Source organism: Legionella pneumophila subsp. pneumophila str. Philadelphia 1 (genome assembly GCF_000008485.1).
Lineage (GTDB): Bacteria > Pseudomonadota > Gammaproteobacteria > Legionellales > Legionellaceae > Legionella > Legionella pneumophila.
Genome location: NC_002942.5, coordinates 1,939,573 through 1,953,091, shown reverse-complemented (window position 1 = coordinate 1,953,091; position 13,519 = coordinate 1,939,573). Strand labels below are relative to the sequence as shown.

The window sequence follows — 13,519 nt, the reverse complement described above, 5'->3', positions numbered from 1 at the left end:
GTCCTGGATAAGGACTCCTGCGTTATTTTCCAATGATAAGCATACTCATTGCTTGTAAAATTCCATTACTCCATCTTTATAAGATACAATAATGGTATCCCCGGATTTAAATTTTCCAGTCAATAATGATTGAGCTAGTGGATTCTCTAATTTTTGCTGAATAGTACGTTTTAGGGGGCGGGCACCATAGACCGGGTCAAAACCTGCTTCAGCCAAATGAGATAAAGCCTCACTTGTGACTTCAATAGTGATATTTTGTTGTTTCAGCCGATGATGTAAATAGTTAATCTGGATTGCTGCAATTTTTGCAATTTGTTCTTTTGTCAGGGAATGGAATACCACCGATTCATCAATTCTGTTGATAAATTCAGGCCTGAAATGTTGGCTGACTAAATCCATTACCGCAGCCTTAATCTCATCGTAATTAAATTTGCTGCTCATTTCCTGAATGAGTTGAGATCCCAGATTAGAGGTCATAACAATAACGGTATTCCTAAAGTCAACAGTACGTCCCTGACCATCTGTTAGACGGCCATCATCCATCACTTGAAGCAGAATATTAAATACATCTGTATGAGCTTTTTCTACTTCATCAAGTAAGATAACAGAATAGGGTCTGCGTCTGACTGCTTCAGTTAAATAGCCACCCTCCTCATATCCTACATAGCCAGGAGGCGCTCCGATTAAGCGCGCAACAGAGTGTTTTTCCATAAATTCAGACATATCAATGCGCACCATCGCCTCTTCCGTATCAAAAAGAAAAGAAGCAAGTGCTTTACATAGTTCAGTTTTTCCCACACCAGTTGGCCCCAGAAAAAGAAATGAACCAATTGGACGATTAGGATCAGACAGGCCTGCGCGTGACCGTCTTATGGCATTAGAAACAGCATCCACCGCTTCATTCTGGCCAATGAGTCTACTGTGCAAAGCTTCTTCCATTTTCAGCAGTTTTTCCTTTTCTCCTTCCATCATTTTAGATACTGGGATTCCTGTCCATTTTGAAACAACTTCTGCGATCTCATCTTCGGTGACTTTATTGCGTACCAACTTTGTTTCCATAGCATCAACGGAAGAGACTTGGCTTAATCTTTTTTCCAACTCGGGTATACGTCCATATTGTAATTCGGACATACGACTTAAATCTCCTGCTCTCCTTGCAGTTTCCATTTCCAGTTTGGCTTGCTCAAGTGCCTCTTTGATTTGAGTGGACCCTTGCATGGTCGCTTTTTCAGCTTTCCAAATTTCTTCTAAGTCTGAATAATTTTGCTCTAATTCATCGATACTTTTTTGTAAATCAACAAGTCTTTTTTTAGATGCTTCGTCATTTTCCTTTTTCAATGCTTCACGCTCGATTTTTAGCTGAATCAAGCGTCGTTCCAGTTTATCCATACTTTCTGGTTTTGAATCAATTTCCATCCGGATTAAGCTGGCGGCCTCGTCAATTAAATCAATGGCTTTATCAGGTAGTTGACGGTCGCTGATGTAACGATGGGATAGCGTTGCTGCAGCAACCAAAGCGGGATCTGTAATTTCAACTCCATGGTGAACTTCATAACGTTCCTTAAGTCCCCTTAATATAGCGATAGTGTCTTCCACACTGGGTTCATCGACCAGTACTTTTTGAAAACGTCGTTCAAGGGCAGCATCCTTTTCAATGTATTGTCGGTATTCGTCTAATGTCGTAGCCCCAATGCAATGCAATTCACCTCTAGCTAATGCTGGCTTGAGCATATTCCCGGCATCCATAGCTCCTTCAGCCTTGCCAGCGCCAACCATAGTGTGTAATTCATCAATAAATAATATGATTTGACCCTCTTGTTTTGCCAAATCATTAAGCACCCCTTTTAAGCGTTCTTCAAACTCTCCACGATATTTTGCACCTGCGATCAAGGCACCCATGTCCAGCGCCAGTAAGCGTTTATTCTTTAATCCTTCAGGTACTTCACCATTAATAATTCGTTGTGCCAAACCTTCTACTATGGCTGTTTTACCAACACCAGGTTCACCTATTAATACAGGGTTATTTTTAGTTCTTCTTTGCAATACCTGGATGGTGCGTCTGATTTCATCATCTCGTCCAATAACTGGATCCAATTTTCCTTGCTCGGCACGTTCAGTCAGATCCAGTGTATATTTTTCAAGGGCTTGTCGCTGTTCCTCTGCATTTGGATCATTAACCGTTTCTCCACCTCTTAACTCATCAATTGCTTTTTCAATTGCTTTGTTGTCACCCCCGGCTTGTTTAAGTATTTTTGCAAGGTTACTATCCTCATTTATCGCTGCTAATATAAAAAGCTCGCTTGAAATAAAGTTATCTTTTCTTTGTTGCGATAATTTGTCAGTCAGGTTAAGTAGTCTATTCAATGCATTAGATATGTGAATATCTCCTCCGGTGCCTGATACTTTAGGTAGTTTATCCAGAGCTTGGTCAATTAAAGTTCTTAATAGTGGTATATTAACACCCGCTTTACTGAGAAGAGGTCTGCAACTTCCACCTTGCTGATCAAGCAAGGCCTTCATTAAATGTTCTGGTTCTATAAATCCATTGTCTCTACCTAAAGCCAGGGATTGGGCATCTGCAAGTGCCATTTGAAACTTTGATGTTAGTTTGTCCATTCGCATAGGAACACCTTTCTAGTTATTTTAGGGTATTAATTCTAGTTTACATGCCATAAAATGGGTATTATTTACAATTTTTCAAGAGTTTTTTATGAATAATGAGTCATCTTCTAATTCTAATTTGGATTCACAAGCTTTGCTTAATCAATTGGTAATTGACTATCTCCAAGAAAGGAAAAGAAAACGTCGATGGAAATGGATTATAAGAGCTATTATCCTGGCCGTATTAGTTTATTCATCTTATAAGATCGTTTCAGTCGCCAAAACTACGGAAGCATCTAAGGATAAAGAGCATATTGGCCTAATTGATATTAATGGTGAAATTGCTGATTCCAGTTCAGCAAGTGCTGATAATTTTACTAAAGGAATTGAGAAGGCTTATAGAAGTAAAGGATTAAAAGCATTAATTGTACGGATAAATAGCCCTGGAGGCAGTCCTGTACAGGCCGAATATATTTATAATGTTTTACAATATTACAAAAGCCTAAAACCAAACATTAAAACTTACGCTGTTTGTGTCGATATGTGTGCTTCTGCTGCGTATTATGTTGCAGTTGGAGCAGATGAAATCTATGCAAGTCCTGCAAGCATGGTTGGCTCAATAGGTGTTTTATATAATGGCTTTGGTTTTGTTGATGCATTGCAGAAGCTTGGTATTTCACGCAGATTACAAACTTCAGGAGTCAATAAAGCTTTCCTGGACCCTTTTTCCCCAACGACTGAATTTCAGAAAGAAAAGCTACAAACCATGCTTGATATAGTTCATAAGCAATTTATTACTCGTGTCAAAGAAGGAAGAGGAAATAGATTACATGTTGATGATGAGACTTTTTCCGGGTTATTTTGGACTGGTGAGCAAGCCTTGGCTAGTGGTTTAATTGATGGTTATGCCAGTAGCGGGCAGTTGGCGCGAGAGGTAATTAAAATTACTGATATAGTTGACTATACTTACAAGCAAAATGTCTTTGACCGCCTAACTAAAAATTTGGGCACGGCGATGGCAGATGAGTTGCCAGTAATTTTAGGAATGAAGCCAGGATTAAGATAAGAGTGGAGAGGAGTATTTATCCGCTTTCTCAGCTTCGAGAGAGCGGATATTCGAAAATAATTTAAAATCGATAAGCCTAAATGAACGTCTTAAATGAGCTTAAATTGACAACTTATTTTAAAACGGGTGATATGGTTTGCAAAAGTGACTTAAATACTTTAGGAGTTCCTGCTACTACGTCGCCATAATTCAGGAAATCTTCTCCACCCTGGACATCACTTATTAATCCCCCAGCCTCTCGAACCAGCAGGGCTCCCGCAGCAATATCCCATGGGCGCAACCCAAACTCCCAGAAGCCATCCAGACGACCGCTTGCAACATAAGCCAAGTCGAGAGCAGCAGAACCTGTTCTTCTAACTCCAGCACATTTTCCAATCAATGCTTCAAAGGTTGGTAAATATCGCTGTGCAAGAGTTGCATCTCGAAAATGAAAACCTGTGCCTAACAGAGAAGCATTGAGTTGAGTTTGCTTGGACACACGGATTCTTCTATCGTTTAGCCTTGCTCCGCGTCCTCTGCTTGCAGCAAAACACTCATGTCGCAGGGGATCGTAAATAACACCATGCTCCAGACGATTTTTAATTTTCAGGGCTATGGATACAGAATAAAAAGGGAATCCATGAAGATAATTTGAGGTGCCATCCAATGGATCAATGATCCAGACTGTATCACTATCGCTTTGCTGAATACCGCTTTCTTCGGCAAGAATTCCATGCTCTGGGTAGGCTTTATGTATCGTATTAATGATAACTTGCTCCGCTTTAATGTCCACTTCACTAAAATATTCATGGCTGTTTTTGGGAGTTATTTTTAAACGATCAACTTGCTCTACATAACGATTAATGATTTCACCAGCCTGTCGCGCAGCATTGACAGCAATATTTAAAAGTGGTTCCATGGATATACTCTTTAGCTATAAAATCAGCAATTCTAACACATTTTTTTTAAACAAAGAGAAGTTCAATTAATAAATCCTATGATATAGTTATCTATTGTATTTGGAATAATTTTTTATGAAGTTAAGTTCTATTCGAATTGTTTTGGTTTCAACTTCCCATCCTGGCAATATAGGCTCTACGGCAAGAGCCATGAAAACCATGGGGCTAAGTACTCTGTACCTGGTTAATCCAAAGTCATTTCCTGATCTCAAAGCAAAAGAAATGGCTGCTGGAGCTGATGATGTTCTGGATGCAGCAGTTGTTACAAATACCCTGGACGAAGCTTTAATTGGATGTCAGTTGATTTTAGGGACGAGTGCCAGACCCCGTGGACTGTCATTACCTGGATTAATTCCAGCTTCCTGTGCAGAATTGATAAATCAACAATCAGGTAATACTCAAGTGGCCATTGTATTTGGTAGAGAACACGCGGGCCTTACTAATGAAGAGCTGTTAAAATGTCACTACCATATCAATATTCCAAGCAATCCTGAGTACAGTTCATTAAATTTGGCTCAGGCAGTACAAATTATCGCTTATGAACTTCGTATGAAGTTATTATCACCGAGTGCTCAAGTAGCTCTGCGCAATGAAGAACCTGCTACAGCTGATGAAATAGAGCAATTTTATGAGCATCTGAAAGAAGTTTTTATTGAAATTAATTTTTTGAAGCCCTCTAATCCAAGGAGATTAATGCAAAGAGTGAGGCGACTATTTAATAGAATCAACCTTGAAAAAATGGAAGTTAGTATTTTAAGAGGTATGCTTAGCCAGGTTCAGAAATCATTGGAGTGGGCAAGGAAAGACAATAGGAGCGATAGAATTGGCAATAAAACCGATTTATTTTGATTATATGGCAACAACACCCGTTGATCCTCGTGTTGTTGAGCAAATGATAAAATATTTAGGCCCTGAAGGGGATTTTGGTAATCCTGCATCAGCAACTCATGAGTATGGGAGAGTTGCCTCTATGGCAGTTGAGCAGGCACGCTCTCAAATTGCAGAAACTATTAATGCCTCACCCCAAGAAATAGTGTTTACATCAGGAGCTACAGAAGCGGATAATTTGGCGATTTTAGGAGCTGCACGGTTTTATAAAAATAAAGGAATGCATCTGGTTACTATGAGCACTGAACACAAAGCTGTGCTTGACAGTTTTCACCAACTGGAAAAAGAAGGTTTTCAAGTCACCTACCTTAATCCGGAATCAGATGGTTTGTTGGATCTTGAAAAACTGGAATCTGCTCTCAGGTTAGATACTATTCTGGTTTCTGTCATGCATGTTAATAATGAAATTGGTGTCATCCAAGATATTGCCTCTATTGGTGAGTTATTACGAAACAGGGGAATTATATTTCATGTTGACGCGGCTCAAAGTGCTGGTAAATTGCCAATCGACTTGAGCCAGCTTTCGGTTGATTTGATGTCATTCTCTGCTCATAAAAATTATGGGCCTAAAGGTGTAGGGGCTCTGTATGTCAGGCATAAGCCAAGGATTCGTTTACAGCCTTTAAGTTACGGTGGCGGGCATGAGGGTGGATTGCGCTCAGGAACATTACCTACCCATCAAATTGTCGGCATGGGGGAGGCTTTTGCTATTGCAGAGGCTGATAGAATTCCTGAACAGACGCGTATTCTAAATTTACGCAAACAACTATGGGACGGAATACGACATTTACCGGCTATTAAACTGAATGGACATGAGCACAGGCGTATCGCTGGAAATCTGAATGTGAGTTTTGTTGGATTAAATGGAGATTCATTGCTGTTTGCTTTAAGTGAGTTAGCGATATCAACTACTTCTGCCTGTTCTTCTGCCAGTATTCAACCATCTTATGTCTTAAGGGCAATTGGTTTGACTGATACAGAGGCGCAATCAACTATTCGTTTATCCATAGGACGCTTCACTTCCGAGGTGCAAATAAAGAAGGCAATTGATATAATTTGCACACAAGTGAGTCGGCTGCACGAATTATCGCCGTTATGATGTATAATAAAATTGTACAGGATTATTTTTTTCAGCCACAACATATTGGTAAGCTGGATTTAAATGATCCTTTTGTAATAGGTGTACAAAGTCAACCGATTAATCAACTGAATACAGTACATTTTTATATAAAATGTGACGGAGATAAACTGATATCCAAAGCCAGATTTAAAACGAATGGTAACCCTTATGTTATTGCGGCAATGGAATGGATATGTTGCCAGATTGAAGGTAAGACTTTGGAATCACTTCCATTAATAGATTTTCAGATTCTAATTAATGTATTACAGATAACAAATAATCAGTATCCTGTAGCAGTCCAGGTAGAGGACATATATAAGGAAGCATTGACTTTGATGCGTAAGAAATTTGAGAGGTAAAGCAATGAGTGTAGAAATACAACAAGCGAGCAATACGAACCCCAACATCACTTTCAGTGAATCGGCAATAAAGCACCTGGTCACCTATCTGGAGAAAAACCCAGGAAACAAGGGGGTAAGATTGTCTGTAAAAAAGACGGGTTGCTCGGGATTATCTTATGTAGTGGATTACGTAAAAGAACCTTCAGAAGGAGATATGATAGCTTCTTTATCTAAAGATTATCTGGTATGCGTTGATAAAACAAGTTATCCATTCCTTAAAAATATGCAAGTTGATTATGTGAAACAAGGTTTAAATTATAAATTTATTTTTAATAATCCCAATCAGACGGGGCAATGTGGTTGTGGAGAGAGCTTTACTGTAAGTCAGTAAAATAAGCAGAAAGTCCACGATGCCTTTTTAATATTATCAATAAGCGGCTAGCTTGAAGGGCAGTCGCAATATACAGCCTCATGGTTTTATATTCTTTTTATTAGTTAAATTATTAATCCCCGAAAAATTTCTAATTATAAAAGCAGTGATTACTTCTTTCATGTTTAATAATTATTATTTCAAAAGTAAATTTTTAGAAAAATAAATGCAATTATTTTTACAAACCTAACTAAAATGATACAATAATGACTTAATAATTCCTTAATAAATGAATATCATTAAAACAATGTTTACACTCTTTGGGATATTTGATATTATATCGGTCATGGTGTTAGAGCCAAATTAATGTGCTGGACATGATTTATGTTCATTAAATTTGTATTAGGAGATTAATAATGAGTGCAGTTATGCAACAAGTGACACAAGGTAACGATGCCTTGTCACATCAAGTGATTAGTGCAGTTAAAGGTTATTTAACAAGTGTCGGTAGTAAAGATGCTAATTTAAACTTATATCAATTGATTGTTGAGGAAGTAGAAGCCCCTTTATTCCGGACTGTTATGGAATTAACTCGCTATAATCAATCAAAAGCTGCTCGAGTGCTTGGTGTAAGTCGTGGTACTTTGCGCACTAAATTAAAGCGTTATTTTGATGATGAATTCATTGGTACTCGTGATTTTTAATTCAGTTATATAGCTAATACTTTCCAAGTTCAGTTATTTTTCGCGGTATTCTAATAGAAATTCATCGTTAATTATGGCCTTTGCCTGGGCACTCTGCTAATATTGAAGTCAGAGTCGGTCAGGCAATCGCTCTTTGCCTAACAGCAAGGGGAGGAAAGTCCGGGCTCCATAGGGCAGAGTGCCAGGTAACTCCTGGGAGGTGTGAGCCTACGGAAAGTGCCACAGAAAATATACCGCCCACTTTTCCTTTGGGAATCGTAGGTAAGGGTGAAATGGTGCGGTAAGAGCGCACCGCGCGATTGGTAACAGTCGTGGCAGGGAAAACCCCACTCGGAGCAAGACCAAATAGGAATCCATTTGACTGCAAGGTCCTAACGTATGGCCCATACGGGATTCGGGTAGGTCGCTTGAGGCATGTGGTGACGCATGTCCCAGATGAATGGTTGCCCACGACAGAACCCGGCTTATCGACCGACTCTAATCCATATTCTATGTTAATACATACCATTATATGCCTTTGGCTCCTATATAAATAAGGAGGTAAAGTCGCATACAAAAATGACATGCCAAGCTATATAACACTTATACACTCCAGGGAGATCTCGGCTATTTCACTTGCAATTTCTTCTTCTATTGAATCAGTAGTCGCTTGATCCACTACTTGAGCTGATTCAATAAATCCAATAGTATCAGACGCCTCTTCAGCGCTATCGGCGGTATCCGTTGCGTCGGCCGTGTCTGTAGCATCTGCTGTATCTGTAGCATCTGCAGACTCTGAGGAGATAGTCTCAGTGGTTTCAGCATCAGAGATGCTTCCATCTGTGCCAGCTGGAGTGTTTACCTGGCCTTCAGCAGGAAAGGCACCTGCTACAACCCCCTGTGGTGTAGCAATGTAACTCCCAGGAGCATAATTATTTATATTTCCTTCTAGCAAATTTAAATAAGTTTGTTTATCAGATTTTACAAATATTTCGGCAGATGTGCCTGTAATTGCCATCGCTATCACTGGAGTTTTCAGGCTTTCATTTGATTTGCCTGTGGTTTTAAACTTTATTTTTCCTTGAGATAATTCAGCTTTAATTTGAACATCAGATGGATTTGGGGAAAAGGCTAGAATTTTATATCTGGAGTTCTCACCTATATTTACCAAGGTTCCATTTTTATATTTGATGTTAATCAGGGCGCCTGCCCCCGTAACAACAGTGTCTCCTGGCTCCAATTGAGAGCCTCGAGAGAGTGAGTATTCTTTACCTTCTCTGAGTGAGATGACTTTTTGTTTGGCAAATAATACTGTGGCTGCTGGTTGAGCAAACGCATTGCTTATAACAAAAATTAGACTAATATAAATCAATTTTTTCATGAGTTCTTCCTACTGGATATCACATCTCTATACCAAGATAAAATGTCGCAGTTCTTATATTGTCGCCAATTAACTGAACTGGTTGCGGAGAAATAGGGCCACTTACAGGATAGAAATAGATTGAGCAGGTACTTCCAGGTGGAACTACATCACAACCGCTTTCAATCATATCCACAAGAAACTCTAGTGAACTTGGTAGTACAGCTTCAATATTGGTTGCTGTAACAAAAGAGGAGTGGTTAGTCACATGGAGAATTCCTGGGGTACCAGGGTTAGCAAGATGAAGAAGTATGGTACAACTTGTTACTGATTGAAGTGAGCAATTGGCAATTGAGGCATTTTGATTATTAGAAATTAATGTGATTGTGGTATTTGCCAGTTTTTCGGGATTTAGGGTTTTTTCAGCCCAAACGTCATGAATTACTGAGCAGGTTAATAAAAAATGTGCAATTATTGATAACATAAACAGCCTAATTGTTTTCATAATCCTTCCTATTGCAGTATTTAAAGTTTCTTCTTGATCTTACTTGCTTCTATGAACATACACCCCATCCCAGTCAGGCAAAGGCCGCTTTTTTTTGAATGCCGCTATTCTTTCCAAATACATTTGGTACAAATAAATTTTAGGGTTTACATTTTTTAACTCATTGAAGATAATCTCAGCGGCAAGCCAATCCTGATTGTAATAGTGAGCTAATGCCGTTTCGTATTTTTCCTGCTCCTGCAGAAGTCTTGCAGAGGCTTGTTCAACAATACCTAGAGGTTGGTAAATAGTCAATGGACTTTTACGACCTTTGACTGCCACTTTGTCAACGGTACGCCATAATATGCTATCCAGGTAGGAGCGAGTTTTGTCACTTACCAGGATATTCACTTGATAGAATTTGGTTAGACTCTCTAGCCTGGATGCGAGGTTAACGGTATCGCCAAGAACAGTATACGCTCGACGAAACTCAGAACCCATGTCACCAACGTTCATAGGACCAGTTGCTATACCTACTCCAATATTAACTTGTGGCAGCCCATGCTCCAATAAATGGGTATTAATTTGAGGCAAGTGCTCAAAGCAGGAAAGAGAACACAAAACGGCGTGACTCGCATGCTCCTTGTCTTCTATTGGTGCTCCCCAGAATGCCACTATCATATCTCCAACATATTTATCAATGGTTCCTCTATGCTCAAAAATGATTTTGGTCATTGGGGTGAAAAATGAATTTAATAGCAGTTTTACACCGCCTGCACCAAGTGTTTCGCTAATTGTTGTGAAATTGCGTATGTCAGTAAACAGAACTGTCATTTCACGATTCAGCCCTTCCATAGTATGGTGTTCGGGATGCTCTATTAATTCTTTGACGTATTCTTTGGGTACGTATTGACCGAATAATTCACTTATTCGTCTTTTTTGCCTCTTTTCAATGACATATGAATAGGAAAAATTAACAAAAGTTTGCAAGGTAGTGATGGTTAATAAAAATGCAGGGGGGATGTAATTGTTGTAAAATACGAACAAGATAACTGTATTTGTTAATATTACTATGGTTGTTATAAAAAAGATTAATAATTTGCCAAAAATACCAACAGAAGAAAATACAAGCGCAAATAATAAGCCAAAAATCACTAAACAAAGTTTTCCTTGCAATGATTCCCAGTCAAATTCTCGGGGAATTTTTTGTTCCACCAGTCCTTTTACGATATTACCCACTATTTCAACTCCAGGAAATAATTGGGCAACTGGTGTATGGTGTAAATCAGATAAGAGTGTTATGGATGAGCCAACTAAGGCGATACTCCCAGCCAATTCCTCGGGATTGAATTGGTTGTTCAATATGTCAGTCGCTGAATAGTAATTTAGTGTTCCCGGGCCTCCCCAAAATGGAATAAGAATTTGACCTTTTCTATTTGTGGGAATTTGTAGCCCATCTAATTCTATACCTATCAATTGGTTGTTATATTTTTTCAGAGCAACCTTGTCAGTTAAGAGGTAATTCATTGCTATTGCCAAAGATAAACTGGGATAGAGGTTGTTTTTATAATTGGCCAATAAAAGTGCATGTCTTACAACCCCATCTTTGTCGGGTAAATTTGTAACAAACCCGCCAGAAGTTGCAGCCGCAGTAAATGCGGCCAAATTACCGTTGAAATTAGTAAATTGATACACTGACAGCTTATTTGCCAGGAGGGGGTTGCTGTCAGTATCTCTTAATGGTGTCGGTAAAGAGCCTTTTCTAATGCCTTCGCTATTATGAAAAAAAAAACCAAGTATCGCATTATTTTTGCCTAAAGCGTTAACAAGCGTTTGATCATTATCAACCTGATTTGCAACGCTGTTTAATGTGGCAATCAACTGTTTTTGATCAGTTGTCATTTTTCCAGAAAATTGACTCAGTTTTTCTATGAGGCCCAAAGCATAATTCGTTTCCGCTTCTGACATGACTATATCGAAACCAACAGTGACCACACCATTTTCTTGTAATTTATTTAATAATTCAGCTATTTTACTTCTTGGCCATGGCCATCTTCCTTCTTGTTCTAATGATTTCTCATCAATGTCTATGATAATAACTTTAAGGTTTTCAGGTTTTGAATGCCAATTAAAGTTAATTATTTGATCATAAATTCTTCCTTCAAATTGGGATATTAGCGAATTGAGTGGGGGAATATTAAAGAACAAGGTTAGTAACACTAAAAGGGTTACTGTCAGCCCCAAGAAAAACTCAGTCCACTTTATGTGATTGAGGAATTGAGGAAAATAAAGAGTTAATTTATTCACGAAAATTATCCTTTTGCTACTCTTAAACCAAGATGAAAGAGCGTCCTCTTTATTAATCAGTATATAGTCTTCGAGGGAAGGGTAGAAATAATGTTTTTAAGCCTGGTAGATCACAGGTATATTTGTTCCATGTTATTGCAAAATTAATTTTCGTGCCTCCGATATGAAGAACAATAAATAAATTACTATACAACCAACTAATTAAATCGGTACTCCAGTCCGGCAGTCGTTTGATAACTTTCAAAAATGTTTCCTGCGCTGTAATATTTTTCTTCAAGCCTTAAAGTCATTTGTTTATAATTAAAAATAACTCCAGCACCAAGTTTGTAGCCATTCTTATCCATATTGAGCTGAGGCAGAGAGCCATTAATTTGTTGAGTAAGTATAGGTCGGCTATTGGTGAAGTCCGCTATTTGAATCAAACCACCGTTAACAAAAGGGGTTAATGTAGGCTTGAGTTTGTAACTGATTTCAGCCCCTTCCATAATATAAGTTGTTTTTGTAGTTAAAGGAGCTATGATTTGCCCGCGTTGGTTGGACTGGAAGGCTAATATATAACTACCCGAATTAATTTGGCTGTATAACATTCCCACATAGGTTCTTAGAGATATTTTTTTTCCTCGCTTTCTATAAACTGCATTAATGCTGGCAAGCCAGTTGTCATTAGTGTGTTTTGAAAAAGCGACATCAGTGATGGCGCGATTTAACAAAGTTTGTGAATTTATTCTATTTTGACCATATCCTCCAGCGATATCTATATCAAATTTTGGGGTAAATATTTTACGCATATGTGCGAATAATGTGTTGTTGTGAATCGTTTGACTGGAAGGAATTGGAGTATTGGGAAACAATTGAAATTGAGAACTCACTTCAGTATCTATGTTTAGAACATAAAGCCCGGCAATGATGCTCGGTACTGGAGAAAAATGATCAGCACCTATGGAATAAAGATTGGAATGCCCATTGTATCGATTGAAATTAAGACCAGCTGTCGAATCAAAGTTAAAATCTATATAGCTGTAAGCAAATTCAGGCGTGATTTTCTTTAAAAAGTTATTAGCGTTTTTTGCGCTCTTATTGTCATTTATATTTTGTGCTCTTGATGCTGAGCTATCAGGAATTTTAGCATAGGCTGATTGTGTGCTTAGTATTACTCCTATCATTGATAACAAAAACTTTATTTTCATTATTTCAAAAATCCTTAGCGAAATGACAAATTAATTAGCTTGAAATAATACCGGGAAAAAAGTCATGTATGCAATTAATTCTATATGAAAATTGGTTATTATAATTGAATGCTTGCATTATACCTTCTGACAAAAAGATGATAATAGCTGGCAATCAATCAACAAGGCCATAAA

The 13,519-nt window shown here is 38.3% G+C and carries 12 protein-coding genes and 1 other RNA gene; 7 read left to right on the top strand and 6 right to left on the bottom strand.

The features are described from left to right. Window positions 1-45 precede the first annotated feature (45 nt). The gene (clpB, locus tag LPG_RS08765) at window positions 46-2,622 is read right to left on the bottom strand and encodes an ATP-dependent chaperone ClpB (RefSeq protein WP_010947476.1); all 2,577 of its coding nucleotides are present in this window, start codon (window positions 2,620-2,622) and stop codon (window positions 46-48) included. Between the two features lie 88 nt (window positions 2,623-2,710). Between clpB and LPG_RS08760 the strand changes: the two genes are divergently transcribed. Then, window positions 2,711-3,667 carry a S49 family peptidase gene (locus LPG_RS08760; protein WP_010947475.1) on the top strand — a complete coding sequence of 319 codons (957 nt, stop codon included), beginning with the start codon at window positions 2,711-2,713 and terminating at the stop codon, window positions 3,665-3,667. Window positions 3,668-3,779: 112 nt separating this feature from the next. On the opposite strand, the gene LPG_RS08755 is transcribed toward LPG_RS08760, so the two are convergent. Continuing rightward, complete coding sequence (locus LPG_RS08755; RefSeq protein ID WP_010947474.1) at window positions 3,780-4,565, bottom strand: inositol monophosphatase family protein; 786 nt, start codon at window positions 4,563-4,565, stop codon at window positions 3,780-3,782. Window positions 4,566-4,680: 115 nt separating this feature from the next. Here LPG_RS08755 and trmJ point away from each other — a divergent pair, with 115 nt between their 5' ends. From trmJ to rnpB, 6 genes are all read left to right on the top strand, one after another. Continuing rightward, window positions 4,681-5,454: a tRNA (cytosine(32)/uridine(32)-2'-O)-methyltransferase TrmJ gene (gene trmJ, locus LPG_RS08750; protein WP_010947473.1), complete on the top strand. Its 774-nt coding sequence runs from the start codon at window positions 4,681-4,683 to the stop codon at window positions 5,452-5,454. Window positions 5,455-5,458: 4 nt separating this feature from the next. Further along, window positions 5,459-6,592: an IscS subfamily cysteine desulfurase gene (locus LPG_RS08745; protein WP_016356931.1), complete on the top strand. Its 1,134-nt coding sequence runs from the start codon at window positions 5,459-5,461 to the stop codon at window positions 6,590-6,592. Then, a complete protein-coding gene (locus LPG_RS08740; RefSeq protein ID WP_010947471.1) occupies window positions 6,589-6,972 on the top strand; it encodes an iron-sulfur cluster assembly scaffold protein in 384 nt (127 codons plus the stop codon). Before LPG_RS08745 ends, LPG_RS08740 begins: the two co-directional genes overlap by 4 nt. A 4-nt stretch (window positions 6,973-6,976) precedes the next feature. Next, window positions 6,977-7,345: a HesB/IscA family protein gene (locus tag LPG_RS08735; protein WP_010947470.1), complete on the top strand. Its 369-nt coding sequence runs from the start codon at window positions 6,977-6,979 to the stop codon at window positions 7,343-7,345. 395 nt (window positions 7,346-7,740) lie between these two features. Continuing rightward, window positions 7,741-8,028 carry a helix-turn-helix domain-containing protein gene (locus LPG_RS08730; protein ID WP_010947469.1) on the top strand — a complete coding sequence of 96 codons (288 nt, stop codon included), beginning with the start codon at window positions 7,741-7,743 and terminating at the stop codon, window positions 8,026-8,028. A 110-nt stretch (window positions 8,029-8,138) separates the two neighbouring features. Next, window positions 8,139-8,511: RNase P RNA component class A (gene rnpB / locus LPG_RS08725), an RNA gene on the top strand. 88 nt (window positions 8,512-8,599) lie between these two features. On the opposite strand, the gene LPG_RS08720 is transcribed toward rnpB, so the two are convergent. The 4 genes from LPG_RS08720 to LPG_RS08705 form a co-directional block, all read right to left on the bottom strand. Continuing rightward, on the bottom strand, window positions 8,600-9,388 hold the full coding sequence (locus LPG_RS08720; RefSeq protein WP_010947467.1) for a FecR family protein: 789 nt from the start codon (window positions 9,386-9,388) through the stop codon (window positions 8,600-8,602). Between the two features lie 19 nt (window positions 9,389-9,407). Then, a complete protein-coding gene (locus LPG_RS08715) occupies window positions 9,408-9,872 on the bottom strand; it encodes a hypothetical protein (RefSeq protein ID WP_010947466.1) in 465 nt (154 codons plus the stop codon). A gap of 39 nt (window positions 9,873-9,911) precedes the next feature. Then, window positions 9,912-12,158 carry a CHASE2 domain-containing protein gene (locus LPG_RS08710; RefSeq protein WP_015444419.1) on the bottom strand — a complete coding sequence of 749 codons (2,247 nt, stop codon included), beginning with the start codon at window positions 12,156-12,158 and terminating at the stop codon, window positions 9,912-9,914. A 197-nt stretch (window positions 12,159-12,355) separates the two neighbouring features. Then, window positions 12,356-13,345, bottom strand: coding sequence for an autotransporter outer membrane beta-barrel domain-containing protein (locus LPG_RS08705; protein WP_010947464.1), 990 nt, complete (start codon window positions 13,343-13,345; stop codon window positions 12,356-12,358). Window positions 13,346-13,519: the final 174 nt, after the last annotated feature.